16 protein-coding genes are annotated in these 26,564 nt (G+C 35.0%); 2 read left to right on the top strand and 14 right to left on the bottom strand.

The features are described 5' to 3' along the window. The first annotated feature begins 25 nt into the window (after positions 1-25). On the top strand, positions 26-937 hold the full coding sequence (locus M0M44_RS14965; RefSeq protein WP_248726372.1) for a bifunctional metallophosphatase/5'-nucleotidase: 912 nt from the start codon (positions 26-28) through the stop codon (positions 935-937). Here the strand turns inward: M0M44_RS14965 and M0M44_RS14960 are convergent. The 9 genes from M0M44_RS14960 to rpsF form a co-directional block, all read right to left on the bottom strand. After that, positions 927-1,616: a hypothetical protein gene (locus M0M44_RS14960; protein ID WP_248726371.1), complete on the bottom strand. Its 690-nt coding sequence runs from the start codon at positions 1,614-1,616 to the stop codon at positions 927-929. The genes M0M44_RS14965 and M0M44_RS14960 overlap by 11 nt on opposite strands. Further along, entirely contained in the window at positions 1,606-3,609 is a 2,004-nt protein-coding gene (ligA, locus tag M0M44_RS14955) for an NAD-dependent DNA ligase LigA (protein WP_248726370.1), read from the bottom strand. Before ligA ends, M0M44_RS14960 begins: the two co-directional genes overlap by 11 nt. Positions 3,610-3,852: 243 nt before the next feature. Then, entirely contained in the window at positions 3,853-5,790 is a 1,938-nt protein-coding gene (locus M0M44_RS14950; protein ID WP_248726369.1) for an OmpA family protein, read from the bottom strand. An 11-nt stretch (positions 5,791-5,801) separates the two neighbouring features. Beyond that, complete coding sequence (locus M0M44_RS14945) at positions 5,802-6,734, bottom strand: PorP/SprF family type IX secretion system membrane protein (RefSeq protein WP_248726368.1); 933 nt, start codon at positions 6,732-6,734, stop codon at positions 5,802-5,804. 47 nt (positions 6,735-6,781) lie between these two features. Beyond that, positions 6,782-17,197 (bottom strand): Ig-like domain-containing protein, encoded by a 10,416-nt coding sequence (locus tag M0M44_RS14940; protein ID WP_248726367.1) that lies wholly within the window; start codon positions 17,195-17,197, stop codon positions 6,782-6,784. A 1,170-nt stretch (positions 17,198-18,367) separates the two neighbouring features. Further along, the gene (locus M0M44_RS14935; protein WP_248726366.1) at positions 18,368-18,841 is read right to left on the bottom strand and encodes a DUF6495 family protein; all 474 of its coding nucleotides are present in this window, start codon (positions 18,839-18,841) and stop codon (positions 18,368-18,370) included. Positions 18,842-18,945: 104 nt separating this feature from the next. Further along, a complete protein-coding gene (rplI, locus tag M0M44_RS14930; protein ID WP_248726365.1) occupies positions 18,946-19,386 on the bottom strand; it encodes a 50S ribosomal protein L9 in 441 nt (146 codons plus the stop codon). Positions 19,387-19,455: 69 nt separating this feature from the next. Continuing rightward, on the bottom strand, positions 19,456-19,752 hold the full coding sequence (rpsR, locus tag M0M44_RS14925; RefSeq protein ID WP_002987043.1) for a 30S ribosomal protein S18: 297 nt from the start codon (positions 19,750-19,752) through the stop codon (positions 19,456-19,458). A gap of 5 nt (positions 19,753-19,757) precedes the next feature. Next, positions 19,758-20,099, bottom strand: a complete 342-nt coding sequence (rpsF, locus tag M0M44_RS14920; RefSeq protein ID WP_068842999.1) for a 30S ribosomal protein S6 — start codon at positions 20,097-20,099, stop codon at positions 19,758-19,760. Between the two features lie 177 nt (positions 20,100-20,276). Between rpsF and M0M44_RS14915 the strand changes: the two genes are divergently transcribed. Then, positions 20,277-20,975: a LytR/AlgR family response regulator transcription factor gene (locus tag M0M44_RS14915; protein ID WP_008463025.1), complete on the top strand. Its 699-nt coding sequence runs from the start codon at positions 20,277-20,279 to the stop codon at positions 20,973-20,975. Here the strand turns inward: M0M44_RS14915 and priA are convergent, their stop codons facing one another. The 5 genes from priA to nadC all read right to left on the bottom strand — a co-directional run bounded on the left by priA (position 20,976) and on the right by nadC (position 26,519). Beyond that, positions 20,976-23,426 (bottom strand): replication restart helicase PriA, encoded by a 2,451-nt coding sequence (gene priA, locus M0M44_RS14910; protein ID WP_248726364.1) that lies wholly within the window; start codon positions 23,424-23,426, stop codon positions 20,976-20,978. Positions 23,427-23,449: 23 nt separating this feature from the next. Next, positions 23,450-24,205, bottom strand: a complete 756-nt coding sequence (bla-B1-FLAV, locus tag M0M44_RS14905) for a subclass B1 metallo-beta-lactamase (protein ID WP_248726363.1) — start codon at positions 24,203-24,205, stop codon at positions 23,450-23,452. Between the two features lie 10 nt (positions 24,206-24,215). Then, positions 24,216-24,644: a DUF2147 domain-containing protein gene (locus tag M0M44_RS14900; RefSeq protein WP_248726362.1), complete on the bottom strand. Its 429-nt coding sequence runs from the start codon at positions 24,642-24,644 to the stop codon at positions 24,216-24,218. A gap of 1 nt (position 24,645) precedes the next feature. Next, positions 24,646-25,569, bottom strand: a complete 924-nt coding sequence (locus tag M0M44_RS14895; protein WP_248726361.1) for a YihY/virulence factor BrkB family protein — start codon at positions 25,567-25,569, stop codon at positions 24,646-24,648. A gap of 92 nt (positions 25,570-25,661) precedes the next feature. Then, positions 25,662-26,519, bottom strand: coding sequence for a carboxylating nicotinate-nucleotide diphosphorylase (nadC, locus tag M0M44_RS14890; protein ID WP_095927720.1), 858 nt, complete (start codon positions 26,517-26,519; stop codon positions 25,662-25,664). Between the last annotated feature and the right edge of the window lie 45 nt (positions 26,520-26,564).

Below are 26,564 nucleotides of genomic sequence, written 5' to 3'. Positions count from 1 at the left end.
AGCATTTCTGCAAAAAATATATAAAATGAAAAGAAGAGAGTTTATCGAAAAAACAGCAGCAAGTACTGCCCTACTAAGTTTAGGATTGTCTTTGAGCAGTTTTGAAAGTAACGACATTAAGCATTTAACAATTCTACATACTAATGATGTGCATAGCCACATCGATCCTTTTCCTGCCGATGACCCACGTAATCCTAACAAAGGTGGTGTTTCTCGTCGCGCAACGTTAATTGAAACTATTCGTAAAGAAAATCCGAATGTACTTTTATTGGATGCTGGTGATATTTTTCAGGGAACACCATATTTCAATTATTATGGAGGTGAATTAGAATTCAAATTGATGAGTATGATGAAATATGATGCTTCTACAATTGGAAATCACGATTTTGATAATGGTCTTGATGGCTTATATGCTCAGCTTCCGCATGCAACTTTTGACTTTATCAACTCGAACTACGATTTTAAGAACACGGTTATGGACGGGCATGTGAAACCGTACAAAATCTTTAATAAAAACGGAATTAAGGTTGGTGTTTTTGGTGTTGGAATTGAATTGCAAGGTTTAGTAGATAAAAAATTATATCTAGAAACGGTTTACAATAATCCAGTTGAAGTTGCTCAGGATATGACAAAACTCTTAAAGCAAGAACAAAAATGTGATTTGGTAATTTGTCTTTCGCATTTGGGTTATAAATACAAAGATGATGCAACAAAAATTAGTGATTTGACATTTGCCGAACAAACCCAAGACATTGATTTAATTATTGGAGGTCATACGCATACTTTCTTAGACAAACCTACAATTGTAAAGAATAAGGCTGGAAAAGAGGTTCTTGTGAATCAAGTTGGATGTTACGGAATTAATTTAGGCCGTATCGATTTCTATTTTGATAAAAACAAAACTCATACCAACCAAAGTGCAACTATTATTGTATAGTCTTTTTTTGAATTCTAGCTTTTTCTAAAAAGTATTCTACCATAAAGAAATAAGCTAGAATTTGAGTTGTATCTCGTATTAAAACTAAAACAATAGAATACGAGAAATATTCATTAAAAATATAAAAGATATCAGAGAAGATGTAGCTTATTGCCATGAGTGACATTAGTAGCGCTATATGTGTTCCTTTTGTGATGTAACTTACAAAACAGAAATAGCTCAATACACTCAGAACAATTCCGTACATGGTATATATTACAATAAATTTTCTCATGCTGTCGAGCTGCAGGCTCAAAACAGAGATTAACAAATAGACAATAAAAACAACTACAATAGAAATAGGGAGAATATCGCGTTTGGTTAATCTGATTCTTTCATGCTGCCGAATAAATATCATGACGATTAAACTATAAACAACTAGAAAACTAAGCACTCCTCCTAAATCAGAGCTTTCAATATCCATCAAATCATAAACTTGTCCAATAAAACAGAATAAAAAGATCAATCCTTCTGTTTTCCCGATTTGAAACTCACTGCTAATTAAATAATAAATAAAAATAGCAGGGAGAACAATAGCTTTTGCATATGTCGCAAAAACATCTTGTTCTGTCCAATCAAAAATGATGGTACAAAACAAGCCGAAAAAGAACAAAATTAATGATGGTTTATTAGGCTTCATTCAATTTGTTTATAAAGTCTTCTTCTGATAATATAGTGATGTTCAACTTTGTTGCTTTCTCTAGCTTTGCTGGCCCCATATTATCTCCCGCGACTACAAAATCTGTTTTTGCAGAAATTGAGCTTCCTACTTTTCCTCCGTTATCTTCGATGGCTTTCTTTAATTCATCTCTAGAAAATTGACTAAAGACGCCAGAAACCACAAAAGTTTTTCCAACAAATTTATCAGTAGCATTTGGGTTTATTTTTTCTTCAATTTCAAATTGAATTCCATAACTTTTTAATCGTTCAATAATTTTTCTATTTTCTTCATTTTCGAAGAATTCAATAACACTTTTAGCAATTCTTTCTCCAATTTCATCAACCAAAATTAAATCCATTAATGATGCCTGCGCTAAAGCATCTATATTTTTGTAATGCTTGGCTAGTTTTTTGGCAACTGTTTCTCCAACAAAACGAATTCCAAGTGCAAATAATACGCTTTCGAACGGAATTTCCTTTGATTTCTGCACTCCGTTCACCAAGTTTTCAGCTGATTTTTTAGCCATTCGTTCTAGATGCAAAATATCTTCTACTTTAAGCTCGTACAAATCAGCGTAGTTATGCACTAAATCATTTTTGAAAAGCAGCGTCACTGTTTCTCCTCCAAGTCCTTCAATATCCATTGCTTTTCTTGAAATATAGTGCTGAATTCTTCCTATAATCTGCGGAGGGCATCCATAAAAATTAGGGCAATAATGATTGGCTTCTCCTTCGTTTCTAACCAATTCTGTCTGACATTCTGGACAGTGCGTGATATAATGCGTTTTTTCTGAATCTTCTGGTCGTTTCTCTAAATCTACTGCAATGATTTTAGGGATAATTTCTCCCCCTTTTTCAACAAAAACAGTATCATTTATTCTAATATCTAATTTTTCAATTTGATCGGCATTATGAAGAGAAGCTCTTTTTACAATAGTTCCAGCTAGCTGAACAGGTTCTAGATTGGCAACTGGTGTTATAGCTCCAGTTCTTCCAACTTGATACGAAATTGATTTTAATTTGGTTGAAACTTGTTCTGATTTAAATTTGTAAGCAATTGCCCAACGTGGCGATTTTGCTGTATATCCTAATTCTTCCTGATGCTGAATGCTGTTGACTTTTATAACAACTCCATCTGTTTCATAAGGCAAATTATGACGGTGAACATCCCAATAATCAATAAAGTCAAAAACTTCTTGCATACTATTAACTAGTTTTGCTTCTTTTGGCACTTTAAAGCCCCAGCTTCTAGCTAATTCTAACCCTTCAAATTGCGTTTTAAAAGGCAGGTTGTTTCCTGTAACAAAATAAAGCAAACATTCTAGCGGACGTTTAGCTACCTCAGCACTATCTTGTAATTTTAAACTTCCCGAAGCTGTATTTCTTGGGTTTGAATATGGAGTTTCGCCAATTTCTATTAATTCTTGATTCATTTTTTCAAAACCAGCAAACGGAAGAATAATTTCTCCACGAATGTCAAATTTATCAGGATAATTTCCTTTCAAATGCAACGGAACTGATTTTATGGTTTTTATGTTGCTAGTTACCTCATCTCCTTGAAAACCATCTCCACGGGTTAAGGCCTGAACTAATTTTCCGTTTTCGTACGTAATACTTATTGAGGCTCCGTCATATTTTAATTCGCAAGTGTATTGCAAGTTCACGTTTCCTAAAACTTTCTGAATGCGGTTTTCCCAATCTAAAAGATCTTCTTTAGAATAAGAATTATCCAAAGAATACATTCTGTATTGATGCGCTATTGTTTTGAAATTTTTGGTAACAGTTCCTCCTACTCGCTGAGTTGGCGAATTTTCGTCAAAAAACTCTGGATGTTTATTCTCTAAATCCTGAAGCTCTTTTAGCTTAATATCAAAATCATAATCTGAAATTGTAGCATTGTCTAACACATAATAATTATAGTTGTGCTGATTAAGTTCATTTCGTAATGCTTGAATAGTCTCTTGAATGCTCATAAATAGTAAAATATTGCAGATTATAATAATGTAAAACTGAATATCAAAATTAGAATTTATTTTTGTTCAAATGCAGAAAAAATAAAAGTTTTAAAAAATCAAAAATCAGACTGCAAATCCATGCAGTCTGATTTCCTCCTTGTCCATTATTCTTAAAAAAGAATTAAAAAAACCAACTTCCAAATGGTTTCGACGTTTTATATTTTTAACTGAAAATCAATACTTTACAGCACAAATATAGAACTATTTTTGAATAATGATAAAATCTGAACGTCTATTTAGGACATGCTCCTCTTCAGAACATTTTACACCATTTTTACATCTGTTAATTAATCGTGTTTCTCCGTAACCAATTGCACTTTCAATTCTAGAAGCATCTATGCCTTGAGAAAGGATATAATCTCGAGTTGATTTTGCTCTGTTATCTGAAAGTTTCAAGTTGTACGAATCCTTTCCGCGTGAATCGGTATGCGATTCAATTTTGATTCTGATGTTTGGAAATTTCTGCATAACAAAGACAACTTTAGACAATTCTTCTACAGCTTTTGGTGTAATATCATACTTATCATAATCGAAGTAAATTGGATTTACATCAACTTTTTCGACTCCTTGTTTTTTGACAACTAAGTCATCGTAATTGCTTAATTCAAAATTTACATCTTTTATTTCGCCACCATTTTCACCAGTTGTTTCTACTGTTTTATCATCACTACTGTAATTTGGTTTTGCGGCAATCATTTTTACTACTTTGTTGCAAGGAACTTCAATAGCATATTTTCCGTCAAAGTTTGTTTTGGTTTCGCCCAGAACTTCACTGTAAGAGTTATACGCCATTATCGTAACATCTGTTAAAGGCTTTTTTGTTTTATGATCGATAGCCATTCCAGAAATACTTTGGTTACAAACTGGTTTTCCTTTTACGAAAGAATAAATATCATCATCGCCCTTTCCTCCTGCTCTGTTTGAAGAAAAATAGCCATAAGCATTTGTTTTATCAATTATAAAAGAAAAATCGTCTTTATTACTGTTGATAGGTGCTCCAAGATTTCTTGGTGTAGAAAATGTTCCATCGGGTAAAAGCTTACTTTCATAAACATCTAAATCACCCCAGCCATAATGCCCATCAGACGAAAAGTATAAAACTCCGTTTTGGTAAAATGGAAACACTTCGTTACCAATCGTATTAATATTGGATCCTAGATTTTGAGGGGAACTCATGGTACCGTCGGCTGCAATTTTTACCATGTACAAATCTGTTTCGCCTTGACCTCCAGGCATGTCTGAAGCAAAGAAAAGCAATTGTCCGTCTTCGCTTAATGATGGATGCCCTACAGAATAATCGTCGCTATCAAAAAATACTTTCTGAGGATTTTCTAATTTATTATTGACAATGGATCCTTTGACAATCTGAAAATTGTTTACTTTGGCCTCATCAACAACCAATTTATTTTTCTTTACGATATTGGTCGAATAATAAATGGTACTTCCTTTACTATCAAAACTTGCAGTAGCTTCATGATACTTAGTCATTACGTTTGGAAGAAAAACCGTCTCGTTGAATAAACTGCCATCTGCCGGATTTCTTTCTGCAACATACAAATTAAGAAAAGGCTGATTATTCCAAGTATACAATTTTTCACTGAACTTTGTTGTATCACGAGCTGACGTAAATACTACATTATCTTTAAAAAATGTGGCACCAAAATCTGATTTACTGGTATTGATATCCAAATTTTTAATGGTGTAAAGAGGTTTTGCTTTTGCGACGCTGTCCATATATTTCTTTTGGGCAACATATTTATTAATCTCTACTTTATCACCTTTTTTATCTAGATATTCTTTTGTGATTTTATCTGCCTCATCATAATCCATAACTGCTTTCATAGATTGGATATAACGCAGGTAGTAAATATCAGTTAGATTATTCCCTTGAACTTCATACAGTTTTCTATACCATTTGAGAGCATTTCTAGAATCAGAAATAAAATAGTAGGAGTCTGCCGCATTCTTCAAAGTCTGAGCTGATGGATCTTTTATGTTTTGCAAACATTCTTCGTAAGCTTTGGAAGCATCCAAATAAGAGAAGTTTCTAAACAAAGCATCAGCTTTCTTTAAGTTAGTTTTTTGAGCGAAACTAAACGTAACGCTCAAAATTAAACATAGGATATATAGTTTTCTCATAAGTTTTGGTTTTAGAAGAATCGAGGAGATTTAATTTTGCTTTGGTTTTTCACAAATTGATAACGCAAGATGATCTCGTGTGAACCATCATTGTATTTATTCAATTGGCTTACAGTATAATCAAAAGCATATCCAAGATAGAAACTTGGCGATATTTGAAAACCTGCCAGTATGCTTATCGAATCATCTGTTCGATACGCTCCTCCTATAACAAACTTTTCTTGAATCATGAAATTTGCTGAAATATCTGCGGTAAGCGGTGCTCCACTTACTGCTTTTACTAAAAATGCTGGTTTAAATTTCAAATTTGGATTCAAATCAAAAACATATCCCCCCATTAAATAGTAATGCAAACGATCATAATCTATAGATTCCTTTACATCGTCATAGTAATCATTCTGAATAAAACTCGGAATAGAGAATCCTACATACCATTTTTCTGTATAGTAGTAAATACCCGCTCCTACAGCTAGTTTCATCTGATTATTAATGTTCTGATTTAACAAAACATCATCATCATCGTAATACCTTCCTTTAGACCAATCGATGTTTAACATTCTCGTACCGGCTTTTAGACCAAAAGCTAATCTTTTTTCATATCCGAGAGGCAATGAGTAAGAGAAGTTTCCATCAAGATATAGTTCATTTGAAGGTCCTATTTTATCATTTACAATACTTAAACCTACTCCTAATTTTTCATTTCTAAGAGGAGCATGAATAGAGAAAGACTGTGTTTCTGGTGCTCCAGGCATTCCGACCCATTGAGAACGATATAAAAGTGCTGCTTCTATGGTTCCGGTAGACCCAGCATACGCTGGATTTACCGCCATAGTATTATACATATACTGGGTATATTCGGGATCTTGTTGTGCCGAAGCGCAAACCGTAATAAAAGAACATATTAAAATGAAATATGTTTCTAATGATTTTATATATAGTTTCATAACGATACTTATTTAGTTTAATTAATTAGATGATTAATAGAAGTGGATTATCTCATAATAGACAACCAGCCTTTTTTAACCGTTCCATCTCCAATGGTTATCACATAAAAATAAGTACCTGTTGGCAGCATATCTCCTCTATTAACTACACCGGATACATTTGCTGTACCGTTCCAATCATTTTCATAACGTGTTTTACTATACACTAATGCTCCGTATCTGTTAAATACTTTCAGTTCGTTGTTTGGATAAGACTCAATACAGTCAATTCTGAACAAATCGTTTTTACCATCATTGTTTGGAGTAAACTCATTGTAAACAGTTAGACAAATTGGTTCTATCGTAACCGAAGCTGAATTATTTGATGCATCAACATCTAAAGGAGTCGAAATTTCAACGGTAGCAACACTTGTATAGTTTCCACTTGATAATACTTCTGCTACAACTGTCAATACTACACTCTGACCTGCCGTTAATGTCGGGATGGTCCAAAGCTGTGTTGCTGGATCGTATGTTCCTGCAGTTGCCGAAGAACTTACCAATTGTAAACCGCTAGGAAGTAAATCACTCACAATAGTATTTATGAAATCTCCTTCACCTACATTGTTTACTGTAATCGTAAACGTTACTTTATCTCCAAAGTTCGGTGTTGGATTATCTACAGTATGCGTAATAGTTAAATCTGAACAGCTTGCAACAGTAACATCTAACGTTTTAATTGTTCTTTCGTCGCAATTATTAACATAAGCTACAGTTACTTTTCCTGGACCAATATCTGACCACGAAACTGTTACAGAACCATCGTTTGTACCACCGCCTGAAACAATTGTACCTCCATTAATAGTCCATACATAATTAGATTTACCATTTGCAATTGAATAAGTTACACCTTTGAATACACAAGGAGTATCATCTGTAGTAGCAAGCTGAACTGCAGCATCATCTTCAAATGCGATTGTAACTCCTAATCTTGGTCCGTTATCACAACCGTTAAATGTATTGGTCAATGATCCTGCATAATAAGTCGTTGCTGTAAGCGGAGTTGTATTTGCTAATGCTGTTCCGCCAGTTGCAGATGCATACCAAACTACATTTGTTTCGTTTACAAAAATACTAGCCAATGTTGGCAAAGCTGATAAACAGAATGTTTGTGTAGTTCTTGGTGTTGTAATTACACTTGGAGAATTTACATTTACCGTAACCACTAATCTAGCTGGATTTTCGCATCCAATAGCACTTGAAACTGCACCATAATATGTACCTGTAACAAGGGCCGTTGTTGGCGCAATTGCCGTTCCTCCTGTCGCTGTACTATACCAAACAACATTTGCTTCGTTTACTTGAATATTTGCCACTGTTGGCGAATTTAAAATACAGAAGTTTTGTGTTGTGTTAGCTGTAGTAGGTGTTGCACTCGGATCAACTACTGTCACTGTTACTTGCAAACGAGTCGAGCTTTCGCAACCTGATGGATCAACTATGTTTCCGAAATAAATTCCCGAAGTAAGCGCTGTTCCTGCTGGAATTGCTGTTCCTCCTGTTGCTGCTGTAAACCATGTTACATTGCTTTCATTCACTTGAATATTTGCAATAGTTGGAGCATTTGCCGAACAGAAAGTCTGTGCTGTACTATTTGTCGTTGGATTTAATGTATTACCAACTGTTACAGCCACTTGCAATCTCACACTGCTTTCGCAACCTGTTGCTGGATCTTTAATTGCTCCGAAATAAGTTGTGGTAGTTAGCGCAGTTGTCGCAGCTAAAGCAGTGCCTCCTGTTTGAGTTGTGTACCAAACTACATTACTTTCATTCACTTGAATATTAGCAACTGTAGGATTTGTACCTGTACAGAATGTTTGTGCAATAGCAGTTGTTGTTGGTGTTGCAGGGTCAGTCACATTTACATCAACTGATAATCTGGTAACACTTTCACAACCAGTTGCTGGATCTGAGATCGCCGCAAAATACTGACCTGTTGTTAAAGCTGTTGTTGATGGAATTGCTGTTCCGCCTGTTAAAGCTGTATACCAAACAATATTTGTTTGATTAAACTGAACGCTTGCAAAAGTCGGTGCATTTACAAGACAGAAGTTTTGAGTTCCTGCTGTTACCAAAGTTGGCGTTCCAGGATCATTTACAATCACATCAACTGCTAATCTTGCAGCACTTTCACAGCCCGTTGTAGAATCTGAAATTGCTGCATAGTAAGTACCGCTTGTTAATGCTGTAGTTGATGGAATTGCTGTTCCGCCTGTTAGAGCTGTGTACCACGCTATATTTGCCTGATTGAACTGAACACTTGCAAAAGTCGGTGCATTTGCCAAACAGAAGTTTTGAGTTCCTGCTGTTACCAAAGTTGGCGTTCCAGGGTCATTTACAATAACGTCCACTGTTAATCTTGCAGCACTTTCACAGCCAGAAGCTGGATCTAAAATCGCTGCAAAATATTGTCCTGTTGTTAAAGCTGTTGTAGATGGAATTAAAGTTCCGCCTGTTAGAGCTGTATACCAAACAATATTTGTTTCATTAGTCTGAATGCTTGCAAATGTCGGCGAATCTTCCTGACAGAAGTTCTGTGTTCCTGCTGTTACCAAAGTTGGCGTTCCAGGATCATTTACAATAACATCGACTGTTAATCTTGAAACGCTTTCACAGCCAGAAGCTGGATCTAAAATCGCTGCAAAATATTGTCCTGTTGTTAATGCTGTTGTTGATGGAATTAAAGTTCCGCCTGTTAAAGCTGTGTACCAGACAATATTTGCTTCATTTGTCTGAATGCTTGCAAAAGTCGGTGCATTTGCCAAACAGAAGTTTTGAGTTCCTGCTGTTACCAAAGTCGGCGTTCCAGGGTCATTTACAATAACGTCCACTGTTAATCTTGCAGCACTTTCACAGCCAGAAACTGGATCAGAAATTGCCGCAAAATATTGTCCTGTTGTTAATGCTGTTGTTGATGGAATTGCTGTTCCGCCCGTTAGAGCTGTGTACCACACTATATTTGCCTGATTGAACTGAACGCTAGCAAAAGTCGGTGCATTTGCCAAACAGAAGTTTTGAGTTCCTGCTGTTACCAAAGTTGGCGTTCCAGGGTCATTTACAATCACATCAACTGTTAATCTTGCAGCACTTTCACAGCCAGAAGCTGGATCTAAAATCGCGGCAAAATATTGACCTGTTGTCAAAGCTGTTGTAGATGGAATTAAAGTTCCGCCTGTTAAAGCTGTATACCACACAATATTTGTTTCATTAGTCTGAATGCTTGCAAATGTTGGTGAATCTTCCTGACAGAAGTTCTGTGTTCCTGCTGTTACCAAAGTTGGCGTTCCAGGATCATTTACAATCACATCAACTGTTAATCTTAAAGCGCTTTCACAGCCAGAAGCTGGATCTAAAATCGCTGCAAAATATTGTCCTGTTGTTAATGCTGTTGTTGATGGAATTAAAGTTCCGCCTGTTAAAGCTGTGTACCAGACAATATTTGCTTCATTTGTCTGAATGCTTGCAAAAGTCGGTGCATTTGCCAAACAGAAGTTTTGAGTTCCTGCTGTTACCAAAGTTGGCGTTCCAGGGTCATTTACAATTACATCAACTGTTAATCTTGCAGCACTTTCACAGCCAGAAACTGGATCAGAAATTGCCGCAAAATATTGACCTGTTGTTAAAGCTGTTGTAGATGGAATTAAAGTTCCGCCTGTTAGAGCTGTATACCACACTATATTTGCCTGATTGAACTGAACACTTGCAAATGTCGGTGCATTTGCCAAACAGAAGTTTTGAGTTCCTGCTGTTACCAAAGTCGGCGTTCCAGGGTCATTTACAATCACATCAACTGTTAGTCTTGCAGCACTTTCACAGCCAGAAACTGGATCTAAAATCGCTGCAAAATATTGACCTGTTGTTAAAGCTGTTGTAGATGGAATTAAAGTTCCGCCTGTTAGAGCTGTATACCACACAATATTTGTTTCATTAGTCTGAATGCTTGCAAATGTCGGTGCATCTTCCTGACAGAAGTTCTGTGTTCCTGCTGTTACCAAAGTTGGCGTTCCAGGATCATTTACAATCACATCAACTGTTAATCTTAAAGCGCTTTCACAGCCAGAAGCTGGATCTAAAATCGCTGCAAAATATTGTCCTGTTGTTAAAGCTGTTGTAGATGGAATTAAAGTTCCGCCTGTTAAAGCTGTATACCACACAATATTTGTTTCATTAGTCTGAATGCTTGCAAAAGTCGGTGCATTTGCCAAACAGAAGTTTTGAGTTCCTGCTGTTACTAATGTTGGTGTTCCTGGATCGTTTACATTTACTGTCACTTCCAATCTCACTGAACTTTCACAGCCTGTAAGCGCATCTGTAACTGCTCCGTAGTAAATTCTGCTTACTAAAGAAGTAGTTGAGGCAATTACATTTCCGCCTATCGCTGCATCATACCAAATAACATTGCTCTCGTTTACTTGAATATTAGCAACCGTCGGATTAGAAGACAAACAGAAATCTTGAGTACTGTTTGTAGTCGTTGGAGTATTTGGATCACTAACAATGATTACTGCATCTTGTAATGTTCCTGCTAAATTTTCACAGGTATTAGTGCTTGAAACCGCTACATAATATGTTATCGGACTTACTGCTTTTGTTAAACCTGTAGCAGTTAAAATACCAGCTGCGTCTACTGCATAAGTAACCCCTGCTATTACATCTCCATTTGTAATTGGTTGCGTTTTAGCTGCGTCTAAATACCAAGTAAATACTGGGCTAGTTAATGCTGGTGCAGTCGGAGTTAATGATGCTGATAAGCCTGGACAAACCGTTACATCATCAACCAAAATATCATTTACTGTTGAAGGAGGCAAAATTGTGAATGTAATTTGTTTTCTATCTGCCGCTGCAGTTTCACACAATTCATCTGAACTCACTCCAACGAAATAAGTATAAGTTCCCGGAGCCAATCCGTTTACTATCAACTGTGCAGTTGTTTCACCAGGAATTAACTGACTTGTTGTTCCATTAAAACTATACCAATGGTATACAGGGTTTGTTAAAACAGGAGTTCCGCTTAAACCAGTTGCTAAAGTTACAGTTCCAGAAGCAGAACAAATTGATGTTGCTGTTCCTCCGTTTAACGTAATGTCTGTTAAAGCATTTACTGGAGCAGAAGCTTTTACTTCAACAGTAACTTCTCCTCTTGCATAATTTTCACAACCGTAACGTACCGGTTGTACATAATATTTGTAAATACCAGCAGTTAAATTGTCTGGCACTGTAAAGGTTGGTCCACTAGCAACCAAGTTCCCTCCTGTCTCTGCATCGTACCATCGATAGGTAGAACAGGCGACTTCAGGAATTTGAAGTTCAATTTCAGTACCTGGACAGACCGTAATTTTATTTTGCGGATCTGCTCCAATTACTGTGGTATTAGCTGTTCTTTCTACAGTATGAACTCTTAAGAAATCTAATACTCCCACAACACCTCCTAAACGAATTCTAACTCTATCGTAAATCTCTGTTGGAGAAGACACTAATACCATTGCCAAAGAATTTCCAGGCAATAATTTTATACTTAATAATGTGCTTGTATTTTGAATTGGAGCACCAACTGCCACATTTCCTAAATAACGTTGAATGGTAAATCCTGTAAGCAGATTAACACTTAAAAGAGTTCCTGGTTTTGAAACCACAATTCTTAAAGTATCACTAAGAACAGATGGCGTTTTAAATTGTACTGTTAAATCTGCTGATGCTAAAGCACTTACTCCGCTATACATTGTTGCGAAAGTAGTTACATCGTTGTCTGCAATATTCCAAGCATCGCTTACCCCCACCGCAGCGGTTACAGCTCCAATTGGCAAGCCTAAATCTGTTGCACCATAAAAGATATCCTGAATATCTCCTGGTGTACAAGTTACTGCTGTGACAGGTTTATTATAATGAGCATCAAACACTTTTACATTTTGAGCAACACTTACAAGTGAAGAAGATATAATACGAATACCATCATAATCTTGTGGACCTGATGCATCTGAAGGAACAAAAGTAAACTCATATGTATTATCTCCTGAAATTAAGTTTAATAATGATCCTGATACTGGTTGCGCTGCACCAATAAGATTACCATTTTTTGTACCTACTACTGATAAATTCTGACCAACAGCTAATAGGCTATATTCAGAACCTAATTTAACTGTCACTGGAGTACCTTTAGCGATATTAGCTGGCCAAGTTAAATTCTGCCATGTTGTGCCAATACCTAAAAGTCCTAAACCTGTAGTAATGGTTGAGAATGTCTGAGGATTTCCATCGACTGCATTTGCATTGTTTGTAACATCTCCACTAATTATAGTTCCTTCACTTTGTCCTGTTGCATAAACTCGTTCTGTTAAGTTTTGACAACTAGTAAGATCGATCACATTGATAATCTTAGTTGCTGATGTACTACAAGTTCCGTCAGTTGCTACAGCTGTATAAGTATAAACTCCCGGAGTATTTAAAGGTCCTGTTGTAAATGGAGGGCCTGCAATTGCAACTCCTTGTGGGTTAAACCATGTAATCGTTCCTGTAGAAACTGCATTTAACGGAACATCTGTTCCAACGTTTACAGATTCTTGCGGAGTAGTTATCGTTAAACTTGGTAAAGCATTAATTGTTACCGTTACCGTTTCTTTGGCCGAAGTACAAGTACTAGATGTATTCTTTGCTTCTATAGAATAAACACCACTTACTGTTATATTTGCAGCGGCATCAGCAGTTATTACATTATTTGAAGGGTCATAGAACGTATAAGTAGTAGCTCCAGATGAATCAAAACCTACAATTGCATTTACCAAATTAGCACTTCCACAAGCTTGCAATGGAGTAGTGATAACTGTTAAAGGCGTTGTTGAAGGAGAATTGATTACCACCTCTTTCAAAGTTCCGTTTACATTTTCACAAGTACCACCATTTAAAATAGAAATAAAATAACTGTGAGTGCTTCCACTTGCCAAACCTGAAATTGTAAGTACTCCATTAGCATCTTTCGCAAATGTTATACTTCCATCTACACTTCCGTCTACAATTTCTGTAGTTTTATTTTGATCTGTATAATATTTAAATGCTGCTCCTGGAATTGTCGTCGTAGGAGCTATAACAGCTTCTCCTGTACAAGATGCTTCAATAGGAGTTGTAACGTTAATATCAGCATCTGTTGGGATAGGCAATACGTTAACCGTTACAGGCTGACGAACACTATTTACACAAGTTCCTCCACGAGTTGCTTCTAAATAATAAATTGTAGTAGCAGTTAATGGAAGAGTTGGGCTAACTGCCACAATATTTCCCCCTGTAGGAGCATCATACCATGTAAATGTTTCAGTTCCTGTAGAAGAAGCCGCCAATGTTGCTGTTTGACCAGCACAAATTGGTGCCGCCGCTCCAGTTATTGTAGCATTTGGAAATCTATAAGAAGCTCCATAAATGTTTACAGTAGTCAATAAGCCAACTAATGCTCCCAATCTAATATCCACTCTATCGAATGCGGCAGTTGTTGGGTAACTAACTTTAAATTTGTTACCTGATAATACTTGTAAATTCAATAAACTATTGTTTACTGCAAGTCTACCTGGATTTTCAGTTCCTCCTAAAGAAGTTCCTATGCTTACAGATCCCAGCAATGCTATATCAGCAAGACCACCTGGTAATTCTAATTCAACATCAATAATATCTCCAGCTTGACCAGGTGTTAGAAAATTTAATTGTTGCTGTATGTATGAATTAAGCACTCCCGCAGTTATTGTTAAAGAAGAAAATGTATTTGGATTTCCGTCAACTGCGTTAGCCCCATTAATCCCATTACATAAAACACACAATAAACCAGGGTCAACCGTTATTGCTTGTGTACTTGGCTGTAAACAAGTGCTAACCGTATTGGTTACGATCACATTTATAGGAGTTCTTGAACTACTTTTACAATCTGATGCTGTATCTACCGCTTCAACATAAAATGTTTTATTTGCCGTTAAAGCCGGATTAGGTGTATAGGTATTGCTACCAGTACCTTGCAAAAAAGTTCCTCCTGTTGGGACATCATACCATAAATAGGAAATCCCAGGATTACTTACAACAGAAAGCTGTACATTCTGACCTGACTGAATAATAACACTTGAAGACACAGCAACTGGTGCAGCTGGTCTAGCGTTAACGTTAACTGCAACAGGTGTACGAGCACTTAGACAAGTTCCAATTACTGCTTCAATATAATAGGTAGTTGGAACAGTCAGACTTGGAGTTACAAAAGAAGTTCCTGTAAATACCAAAGTTCCTGCTGTAGCATCATCATACCAATTATAAGTTGTACCAGCAACAGGTGATTGGATTGTTATAGTTGTATTTTCTCCACTACATAAATTTGTTGGCACAACTGAAATTGTTGTTGGTGCCACTGGATTACTAACTGTAACAGCAACAGGATTTCTTACACTATCGACGCAACCGTTACGAGTTACTTCAACATAATAAGTTGTATCAGCTGCCAAAGCTGGAGTTGTAAAGGAAGCTGTGCTGTTTAATAAATTTCCACCAGTTGGAGCATCATACCATTTAATAGTTTCACCTAAAGCCAGATTAGCATTTAAAGTTGTAGTTTGTCCGCTGCAAATTGTAGTATTTCCAGAAACAACTGGAGCTTTATATCTATAAGTTGCCTGATAAATATCTAAATTAGTTATAAGACCAAGTACACCTCCTAAACGAACTTCTACACGGTCAAAATTAGCACCAGCTGTAACACTTGCTCTATATCTAGTACCGCTTAATAACTGTAAAGTAATAAGAGGATTATTAATCGTAACTCTATCATTATTATAAGTCGCACCATTATAAGTTGCTAAACTAATCGCGCTTAACAACTGAACATCTGCTAAACCTCCAGGCAATTCTAAGTCAACATCAACAATATCACCAGCTTTTCCTGGATTTGTAAATTGTAATGTTTGCTGCATAGATCCTAATACATTGGCAGGAATAGTGAGTCTTGTTGCAGTTGCAGGATTTCCGTCTACAGAAAAATTCGGATTTGTAGCATTACACAATAAACATATGCCAACTTGAGTAGTTACCTGACTGCTGGCTTCAAGACATCCGCCTAAAGCTGTTGGTTGAACAGTTACTGTAACCGGTATTCTAGTCGCGCTAACACAATTTCCATTTGGACTTTGTGCTTCAACGTAATACGTTTTAGTAGCTGTTAAAATTGGGGTTGTAAAGGTTGCTGTATTTGTTGCAACAGCTGTTCCTCCAGTTGAAGTTTCATACCAGTTTAATTGTGCTCCAACCTCTGTAGTCGATGCACTTAAAGTTGCATTCTGTCCAGATTGTATTGTCACACTTTGTGTAAGAACTGTAGGTGTAGCCGGTACCGCTGTCGAAACAACACTTACTGGCGTACGAGAACTAACGCAGCTACCAATAGCAGCCTCCACAAAAAATTGAGTTGTTCCTAATGGCACTGTCGGAGAATAAGTAGTTCCACTAGCTAAAATAGGGCCACCACTTGACGAAGAGTACCAGTTGTAAGTTGTTCCTGGAGCAGCATTTACAACCGATAAAGTCGTTTGTTGAGTTGCGCCTGTCGAACAAACCGTTGTTCCAACATTACTAATGGCCGGAATGGTCGGGTTAGAAACATTCAAGGCCACAGGTACACGAACATTTCCTTCGCAGCCTGCAGCTCTAGTTATTCCTATAAAATATGTTGTATTTGCTGTTAACGCAGGAGCTGTATAAGTATTTCCCACTGCCAAAGCTGTTGTTGAAAACTCAGAACTGTACCAAGCCAGCGAAGTACCCGCAGCTGGTGTCGCTGTAAGAGTGGTCGGAACCCCAGCACAAACCGTCTGCGATAAACCGCCAGATACCGTAGGTTGTGCAAATTCTAGCCTAACATCATAGACTCTTAAGCTTACTAAAAGACTTAAAAGTCCACCACCAACCTGAATTTGAATTTGGTTGGTATCACCTGTAATAGGAAACTTTGCAACAGCAACAGTATTACCGCTTAACAAATTCAAATTCAAAAGCGGGCTATTTAAAGCCACACTTGAACCTACATTGGTTCCAGAATTTTTAGCTTGAACAGTTGCATTTGATAACAAGGTTAAATCAAGCAATCCGTTGCCTGTACCAAAGTATATCGCAACTTGGTCACCAGCTCTAGCCGTTTGGTTTAAGGTCATTGTTTCTTCTGCAAAACATCCAAGTACTGCAACACCATTGGTTAAGGTTGCATAAGTGGATAAGCCAGCGCTATCAAAAGCATTGGCAGGACTATTAACATCTACTCCTAAACACAAAAGCCCTCCCCCTGCACTATTTGTCTGAGACACAGGTCTACAAATAGTCTGAGCGAATGCATTAGTGCATATAAAGAATAAAGTTAAAAGTCCTAATAATCTCATTTGATGATTGAGACTACAAAAAGTAAATTTTTTTTTCATAATTTGGAAGATTAGAAAATGGACAATAAAACACCTCTTGCAGTAAGTGCAAGCACCTACGCAATTAAACAATCGATTAAAAATCAAACAGTTAAAACAAAAAAATAGGAACCTATAAAAAAGCTGCTAAATTCTGTTTTAATAAAAAAAACTATGTTGAATTCGGTATATCAAAGTATACCGTAGAACAAATTCTATCTCTCTGAGACAAAATAAGTTCTGCTTTTTTAGAGGAAAAATGATTGTAATCAATTTTCCAAGAGGAGTGATTTGTTGCAGGCCTAATTTTCATAATGAAAATTTTAGTTGAAAGTAGAACTGGGGTTCTTTATATATGTCGATTCATTTTTTTCAGAAAGTTGATTAGTCTTTTCTAAAATTAACTAACTACAAAAGCTAGTTCGAATCTGTTTATATCCAATAAAATTATTGTCCTTTATAATCAGCCCGCCAAATGGGGTAATTAAAAGACAGCAAACTAAAAAGTAAACCTTTTGAAAAGAAATTAAGTATTATGTAACGATTAAAATTATCGTTGAAACGAAGTAAGCGAAATAGGTTAAAAAATAAAACTAAAACAAAATGTACGATTAAAGTAAATTTGATAAAGAAAGTAATTGTCAATTCCATACGCAGACTTATTAGGTTGTGGTATAATTTCTCAATTTTCAATCTTAACAACATGGCAAATAATTTTCTAACCACTATGTCTTGAAAACCAAAAGAAAACTTTGTTTAACTTTTGTTACCTAAAATTAGCAAAAACAAAAACATAAAACAAACATAAAATTCTTATAATTTATTCATAAAACTTTAATTCCAAAATTGTAGACACACCAAAACATCAAGAAAATGGCTACTTTTAACATAATTAGCATATAATTTCTCCATTAAACAAAATATTAAACAAAATATGTTAAATCGATTGAATAAAAGAATAATCCTACATTTTTAATAATTTTATCGATAAAACTATCCGTAATAAAGACCAAACGCAGTAAAACTGTTTCACAAAAACTTAAAATATAAAAAAATTGAAGAGTCTAAAAAAAACAAGTAGAAATACGGGGTTAAAACTTTTAAAAAAATTAAACAAAAGTTAAAAAACAAAAAAAAAGCAGACAATTGCGAACAACTGCCTGCCATATTTAAAACCTTACAAAAATTACTTTAAGATTCTATAATTGTATTAATTTGATTAAACAACTGTCCATCACTTAAAAAAGCACCTTGTTTAATCAATTCAAAAATCGAAGAATTACGTTCCTCTGTAAACACTTTCTTCCCAACTTTCATTTCGATATTGTCTGTAAACATATTATCGCTTAACCATTGAAGCCCTTCTTTAGTCAAAAAGTCAACCTCTGGAGAAAAAGTTTTCAAAACAATTGACTTAATATAAGTATCAAAACAATGAAACAGAAAAATATGGCTTTTAGAAAAATGTTCCAAATATTCTGCCCTACCTAATACACCTTCCCAAATCAAATCTGAAAAAACATCAAGTTCCTGTTCTGCAACTTCTGGTTTATTAATCTTAAGCTCTTCCCACTCTTTTCTATCTATTGCTTGTGTTGCCAAAAAACTTGCAAATTCAGCATGTAATTCGTCAAACTGCTCTTTTGTTAATCTTGCGTATTTCATTTCTTTTTTAGGCTTTATGCTTTACATCTAATTATTACTATAATCTTGTCTTAAACAAAAAAATCCCGACTTTCATCGGGATTTTTGTATAGATCTAAAAACTATTACTTTTCAGCAACAATTTCGTAAGCTAATTCAACGATTACATCTCTGTGTAAACGAACTGTAGCATTGTATTTACCTAAACGTTTTACAACACCGCTAGTGATGAATTTTCTATCGATAGCATTACCAGATTTCTCTAACGCTTCAGCAATATCGATGTTAGTGATAGAACCAAAAAGTTTCTCTCCACCAGCTTTTGCAGTAAGTTTAATTTCAAGAGCTTTTAAAGTTTCAGCTATTGCTTTAGCATCAGCCACAACTTTAGCTTCTTTGTGTGCTCTTTGTTTTAGGTTTTCAGCTAAAACTTTTTTAGCAGAAGGAGTTGCTAAAGTAGCAAAACCTTGAGGAATTAAAAAGTTACGACCGTAACCAGGTTTTACAGATACTACATCATCTTTAAACCCTAGGTTTTGTACGTCTTGTTTTAAAATAATTTCCATGTTGTTGTCCTTATATTTTAGAAGTTAGGTTCTGACAAAACAGAAACCAGCGACTAGATTTTTTTTATACTATTTTAATAAATCGGCCACGTATGGCATTAAAGCTAAGTGACGAGCTCTTTTTACAGCTACAGAAACTTTTCTTTGGTATTTTAATGAAGTTCCAGTTAAACGACGTGGAAGAATTTTTCCTTGCTCGTTAACGAATTTCAATAAGAAATCAGCATCTTTATAATCGATGTATTTGATTCCTGATTTTTTGAAACGGCAATACTTTTTAGTTTTATTAGTTTCAATGTTTAAAGGCGTTAAATATCTGATATCTCCGTCTTTTTTTCCTTTTGCAGATTGCTCGATTGTAGACATAATAATTACGCTTTAGTAGATTTTAATTTTGCTCTTCTTCTCTCAGCCCATGAAATAGCATGTTTATCTAAACTTACAGTTAAGAAACGCATAACTCTTTCATCACGTCTGAATTCAGTTTCAAAAGCTAAAAGAACTTCTCCAGCTACTTTGAATTCGAATAAATGGTAAAAACCACTTTTTTTGTTTTGGATTTCGTAAGCCATTTTTTTAAGACCCCAATCCTCTTTCGATACCATTTCAGCTCCTCTACTAGTAAGAAATTCTTCAAATTTCGTTACTGTTTCCTTCACCTGAACCTCAGATAAAACGGGATTTAAAATGAAAACAGTTTCATAATGATTCATAAATAAAAATTTTATTTGTTAAAATTGGGTGCAAAAGTAAGCATTTAATTTACATATCCAACATTTTTTTTCTTTTATTCGTCGTAATGCAAAAAAGATCCCTCATCCTTAGTTTTTTTTACAAAAAAATAATACATTTACTACTGCTATCCTGAATTTATTCTAAATATAAATGTTATGAAACTAAACTGTGTTGTTGTAGATGATAGTTCTATACAAAGGACAATTATTGCCAAATTGGTCAATAATCACCCAGGCTTGCATTTAATCGGGGATTTTTCTAATGCAATTGAAGCAAAAAGTTGTATCTCATTAAATAATATTGATTTAATATTTCTTGATATAGAAATGCCAGTTATTAACGGATTTGATTTTCTTGACGGATTAAAATCAAAACCGCAAATTATATTTATTACTTCTAAAGCCGAATATGCCCTCAAAGCTTTCGACTACGATGCTACCGACTATCTTCAGAAACCTATTGCAGTAGATCGTTTTAATGCCTCTGTAAAAAGAGCAATTGACATGCATTTACTTAAAAAGGACATTAAAGAAGAAGAAGGCGAGCATATATTCATCAAAAGTAATCTAAAAAAACTTAAAATCTTCACTTCAAAAATAAAATGGATTGAAGCTTTTGGAGATTACGTAAGAGTAGTAACCGAAGACGACAGCAATTTGGTTCTCTCTACTATGAAGTCTTTTGAAAATGATTTATCCAAAGACAAATTTATTCGTGTTCACAAGTCGTATATTATTAATATCGATAAGGTTGAACGTTTCAATAGTAAATTTGCCGAAATAGGCATTACCAAAATACCGTTAAGCCGCAATAAAAAAGAAGATCTAGTAAAAGCACTTTCAACTTCTTCTTAATTAATAAAAATCAACGTTTACTACAACTTTTATAGCTCTGTATTGAGCCACAGCTTCAAAACTATTCAGCATTTTCTGAATAGTTTTTTTTGTGTTTCCTAAATGAAGATTATGCGGAATCTTTATTAAAATAGTCCTAATATATTCATTTCGTATTCTACTTATCGCTGGCTCTTCTGGCCCTAAAACTGGCATTCCTAAGTTCTGACTTAAAACCTGATACAGCCATATAGCTCCTTCCTTCAATTTATCAAAATCTTTATGCTTTAGCGTAAGCTTAATAATCCTGAAATAAGGCGGATATCTATAGATTTGCCTGTCATACAACTGTTCTTTATACATACCTATATAATTATGGTTTGTAACTTGTTGAATTGTATTATGATTCGGATTGTAAGTCTGAATGACAACTTTTCCTTGTTTTTCTGATCGCCCCGCTCTTCCCGCAACTTGGGTCATCATTTGAAAACTACGTTCAAAAGCTCTAAAATCTGGATGATGGAGCATATTATCAGCATTCATAATTCCGACTAAACCTACATTGTCAAAATCAAGTCCTTTGGCCAGCATTTGCGTCCCCACCAAAATATCAACTTCTCGATTTTTAAAAGTATCAATTATCTTTTCAAAACCAAATTTACCTCGAGTAGTATCTTGATCCATTCGAGCTGTTTTGGCTTTCGGAAAAAGCGAAGCCAACTCCTGCTCTATCTGCTCAGTTCCAAATCCTTTTGTAGTTAAATCTATACTGGAGCAATTATGGCAATTTGTAGGTTTTGCTATAGAATAACCACAATAATGGCATCGTAACTGGTTCTTATGTTTATGATAAGTCAAACTAACATCGCACTGCTGACAATGCGGAACGTGTCCGCAAGTCAAACATTCTATTATAGGCGAATAACCTCTTCTATTTTGAAACAAAATGACCTGCTCACCTAACGACATTGATTCTGCAATTTCTTCGATTAAAAGATCGCTAAAATGCCCTGTCATTTTTTTTCTAAAATGCTTGTCTTTTAAATCAACTAAAAGCACTTCTGGCAAACGGACATTTTTGTAACGTTCAGAAAGTGTTACCAACCCATATTTATCATTTTGGGTATTAAAATAGGTTTCAATGCTAGGCGTTGCAGAACCCAATAACACTTTTGCTTTATGAAAATTAGCCAAAACAATTGCAGCATCTCTGGCATGGTATCTTGGCGCAGGATCTGTCTGCTTAAAAGTCTGCTCGTGTTCTTCGTCAACGATTAATAATCCTAAATCATTAAAAGGCAAAAACAAAGCAGATCTTGCTCCAATTACAATTTGTGCTTTTGGAGAGTTTTCAAGCGTTTGCCTCCAAACCTCAACTCTCTCGTTATTACTGTATTTGGAATGAAAAACAGCTACTTTGTCTCCAAAATGAAAACGCAGTCTCGATACCAACTGCGTAGTAAGAGCAATTTCGGGCAACAGATACAAAACCTGTTTTCCGGTATTCAAATACTCTTCAATTAACTTGATATAAATCTCAGTCTTTCCGCTTGAAGTCACACCATGAAGAAGACAAACTTCCTTCTCCAGAAAACTATTTTTGATTGCAGAAAAAGCACTTTCTTGAGCCTCACTAAGCTGCAATTCCTTATCTGATACTTCTCCATTAAATGTAACACGATCCTGCTGCAAATAATATTCCTCAAAAATTTCTTTTTCAACTAAAGCCTTTACAACGGCAGCTGTTACATTTGAAACTTCCGTAAGCCTCTTTACCGTAATGGGCTTTTTCTCCGAAGCATTCAACTGAAAATAAGTTAAAACAATTTCTTTCTGTTTATTAGCACTTTTCAGCACTTCGAGTAATTCAGCCAAACCGTTATCCGATTCGTATTTGGAATGCAATTTAACATATCGAACCAATTTTGGCTTGTATGTTTCTTTTATTTCTTCATCCAAAAAAATAATATCTTTCGCGATTAGCTTTTGCAGAATCGGAAGTATATTCTTTTTATTTAAAATTGAAGTAATCTCTTGAATCTTTAAGGAACTTTGATGATTCAGGGCTTCATAAATTAAGAATTCATCATCAGAAAGTTCGCTGTCATTTACCACAACATCGGGCTTATGCGAAATGATTGTTTCACTTTCCAACAATAAACCACTCGGAAATGCACCTCGATACACATCTCCAATTCCGCACATATAATAATTTGCAACCCAAAGCCAGTGTTTAATCTGAATTTCGGTTGCAATTGGCACTTCATCTAAAATTTGATGGATTTCTTTAGCTTCGTATAATGTTGGAGCATTTTCATGAACATCCAGAACTAGCGCTGTATATATTTTACTTTTACCAAATGGCACAGCAACACGCATTCCTTTTTTTATGAAATGAAATTCAGCTTCAGAAATTCGGTATGTAAATGTCTTAGCTAAAGAAAGCGGTAAAATAACTTCGATGAAATGCATTGATTTTTTTTATAAGTCAGTACTTATTTCTGACCCGATTTAGAGGAATCATTTGAAAGATTGTAATCCTGAATCAGCTTTAAAGTATGCCCTACTAATTCCTTTGTTGTTCCTCCATCGTGCCCTGGAATAACATACTTCGGATTTTTAAATTTTGCCTGAACTTTTTTTATGGATCTCCCCCATTCCTTAACATCAGCATCGCCTAAATATCCTAAATCTTTCGCTTCAACACTCTTTATAAAACATCCTCCATAAAGAATTTTCTCTTTCCCAAACCAAACCACAATATTATCTGGAGCATGGCCTTTACCTGGATAATACACTTCAAAATTATATTGCCCAACTGTAAAAGTCGAATCATTCGGAATTACAAATTCTGCTCTTCCTTCCTTATTCGCTTTAAGGATTTCGTCTGTCAATTTACTTGAGTAGGTTTTAATTCCTTTTTTTCTATAAAAATCCAATCCACCCGCACGATCTTCATGCGAATGCGTTGCAAAAACCATTACAACCTTTTTATTATGTTTCGCTTCAATGCTATCCAACAAAGGCTGAAACTGCATTTTATCCCACGGAGCATCAAAAAGAACAACACCTTCTTTCGTAACGACATACATAGCATTGGCAGAAATCTTTACCCCTTTGTATTCATTAAAAGTTTTGTAAACATAAAAGTCACCCGTAAGATGACTTATTTGTAATGGCGAGTTCTTAGATTGTCCAAAGCTATTTGAAACTATAACTAAGAATAAAATTATTGAAGCAAATTTTCGCATTATATTTTAATTAATTTTTTACTCTCGTCCAATATTGAGTTCTTCCCATTAAAGAAATCCCAACATAACCGCGAAGTTTTAATTTATCTGCAGATTCTAAAGTAACATAACATTTATACTTTTTACCGCTTGTAGGATCCAAAATTGTTCCTCCATTATATTCTGAACCATCTTTCTTAAGACCATTCATAATTACCATACCTAAAATTGGTTTATTTTTTTCAGCTCCATCACACTTTACACAAACATCTTTTTTGTGGCTTTCGCGAAGGATATCTACTACTTTACCATATATTTTTCCTGATTTCTCGTAGATTTCTACTATAGATTTAGCTTCTCCTGTTTCATCGTCAATTGTTTTCCATTTTCCAATTACACTTTGACTTTGCATGGTCAGCGCAAAGAAGAACACTCCGATAGTTAGCATCAAATTTTTCATATTATTTTTCTTTTTTTTGTTTTAATTTTCTGATAGAAGCATTCAATTCGAACCCTAAAAGCAGAATCATACAGTTTATCCAAATATAAAACATTAGAATTAATAATGTCCCAATTGAACCATAAAGTTCGTTGTATTTTGAAAATTTTATAACCCAAATCCCAAAAAAGAATGAAGATATAACAATTAAAACCGTTGTAAAAACAGAACCAATACTTATAAAGGGCACTTTATTATACTGTTTTGTACCATAACGCAATAATATTGAAGATGTTATCAAAATCATTAAGATAACAAATAAATATCGTCCTAAAATAATCAGCGGAATCCTGTCACTAAGTACATCCTGAATGATTGTTTTTTGAATGAATACCTCAAAAACAACAATTGTTGCCACCGTTACAAACAATATAATTGTCATAACAAGCGAAATTGCCAATGCAACAAGATACTGACTGAAAAAACCGCGTTTATCAAAAACGTGTTTAGAAGATTCAAAACCGCTTAGAATTCCATTAATACCATTTGCCATTAAGAATATCGAAAGCAAAAAACCCGATGATAATAATCCAGAATGACTATTATTTAAGATATCGCTGATGATTTTACTAATAGCATCAAATGTATTGGGCGGAACGCTCTGTTGCACAAACTGCAAAAAATCTTCCTGAAAATTGTCTATAGGAATAAACGGAATTAAGTTTAAGATAAACAGCGCAAAAGGAAATAAAGCCATAAAAAAGCTAAAAGAAACCGCGCTTGCATGATACGAAAAAGCACCATCAATAATTCCGATGGTGTACATTTCTAACAAATCGTACAATGAAAATCCTTCCAACCAAGGCAGTTTTATTTTCTTCAAAAGTCGGGCTAAAGACCGTACCACAGGCAATTTCTCAATCCGATCTTCTATCTCTTGTGACATATTTTTTTTGATTTTAGATTTCAGAGTTCAGTCCCTATAGCATCGGGATAATTACTAAACTCATAACTTATAACTCAAAATTCACAACTTCATTAAAAAGCTTTTAAGCTCAAATCCATATTATAAACAGAATGCGTTAAGGCTCCAGACGAAATATAATTTACGCCGCACAAAGCATACTCGCGAACTGTTTTTTCGCTAATATTTCCTGAAGATTCAGTCTGACATTTTGTACCAATTAATGCAACAGCCGTTTTGGTGTCTTCATAATTAAAATTATCAATTAGGATTCTATGAACACCATCACTCAATAAAATTTCTCTAATTTCATCCAAATTACGAGCTTCAACAATAATCTTTAAATCAAGATTATTTTCCTTTAAATATTCTTTAGTTTTAGAAATAGCGCGAGTAATTCCACCAGCAAAATCGATATGATTGTCTTTCAACATAATCATATCATACAAAGCATAACGATGATTTTCTCCTCCGCCAATTTTCACGGCCCATTTTTCTGCAACTCTAAAATTTGGAGTTGTTTTACGTGTATCTAATATTTTTGCATTTGTTCCTTCCAAAAGCTGCATTAAATGGTTTGTTTTTGTAGCAATTGCAGACATTCTCTGCATAGTATTCAAAACAACTCTTTCTGCTTTTAATATAGATTGCGAGCTCCCAGAAACTTCAAAAACAATTTCACCATACTCTACACGCGTTCCATCTTCGATAAAAGTTTTCACTTTCAGCTTGGGATCAACATGCTCAAATATCATTTTAGCCAATTCAACACCAGCAATTATCCCTTGATCTTTTACCAATAATTTAGCCTGACCATGTGCTGTATCAGGAATACAAGCCAGCGAACTGTAATCGCCTGGACCAACATCTTCTCTAATGGCATTACTGATTAAAAGTTTTAATTCTGCTTGAAATTGGGCTTTGCTTATCATTTTTCTGTTTTTAATAATAATGCTAAATTAGGATATATTTTATGG

Source organism: Flavobacterium humidisoli (genome assembly GCF_023272795.1).
GTDB classification, from domain to species: domain Bacteria; phylum Bacteroidota; class Bacteroidia; order Flavobacteriales; family Flavobacteriaceae; genus Flavobacterium; species Flavobacterium humidisoli.
Note: the sequence above shows the minus strand (reverse complement) of the source record. Positions and strands in the feature narration are given on the sequence as shown.

Coding starts and splice junctions, on each gene's coding strand:
- M0M44_RS14965 (WP_248726372.1), top strand. CDS start 26: ATGAAAAGAAGAGAGTTTATCGAAAAAACAGCAGCAAGTACTGCCCTA.
- M0M44_RS14960 (WP_248726371.1), bottom strand. CDS start 1,616: ATGAAGCCTAATAAACCATCATTAATTTTGTTCTTTTTCGGCTTGTTT.
- ligA (WP_248726370.1), bottom strand. CDS start 3,609: ATGAGCATTCAAGAGACTATTCAAGCATTACGAAATGAACTTAATCAG.
- M0M44_RS14950 (WP_248726369.1), bottom strand. CDS start 5,790: ATGAGAAAACTATATATCCTATGTTTAATTTTGAGCGTTACGTTTAGT.
- M0M44_RS14945 (WP_248726368.1), bottom strand. CDS start 6,734: ATGAAACTATATATAAAATCATTAGAAACATATTTCATTTTAATATGT.
- M0M44_RS14940 (WP_248726367.1), bottom strand. CDS start 17,197: ATGAAAAAAAAATTTACTTTTTGTAGTCTCAATCATCAAATGAGATTA.
- M0M44_RS14935 (WP_248726366.1), bottom strand. CDS start 18,841: ATGAAATACGCAAGATTAACAAAAGAGCAGTTTGACGAATTACATGCT.
- rplI (WP_248726365.1), bottom strand. CDS start 19,386: ATGGAAATTATTTTAAAACAAGACGTACAAAACCTAGGGTTTAAAGAT.
- rpsR (WP_002987043.1), bottom strand. CDS start 19,752: ATGTCTACAATCGAGCAATCTGCAAAAGGAAAAAAAGACGGAGATATC.
- rpsF (WP_068842999.1), bottom strand. CDS start 20,099: ATGAATCATTATGAAACTGTTTTCATTTTAAATCCCGTTTTATCTGAG.
- M0M44_RS14915 (WP_008463025.1), top strand. CDS start 20,277: ATGAAACTAAACTGTGTTGTTGTAGATGATAGTTCTATACAAAGGACA.
- priA (WP_248726364.1), bottom strand. CDS start 23,426: ATGCATTTCATCGAAGTTATTTTACCGCTTTCTTTAGCTAAGACATTT.
- bla-B1-FLAV (WP_248726363.1), bottom strand. CDS start 24,205: ATGCGAAAATTTGCTTCAATAATTTTATTCTTAGTTATAGTTTCAAAT.
- M0M44_RS14900 (WP_248726362.1), bottom strand. CDS start 24,644: ATGAAAAATTTGATGCTAACTATCGGAGTGTTCTTCTTTGCGCTGACC.
- M0M44_RS14895 (WP_248726361.1), bottom strand. CDS start 25,569: ATGTCACAAGAGATAGAAGATCGGATTGAGAAATTGCCTGTGGTACGG.
- nadC (WP_095927720.1), bottom strand. CDS start 26,519: ATGATAAGCAAAGCCCAATTTCAAGCAGAATTAAAACTTTTAATCAGT.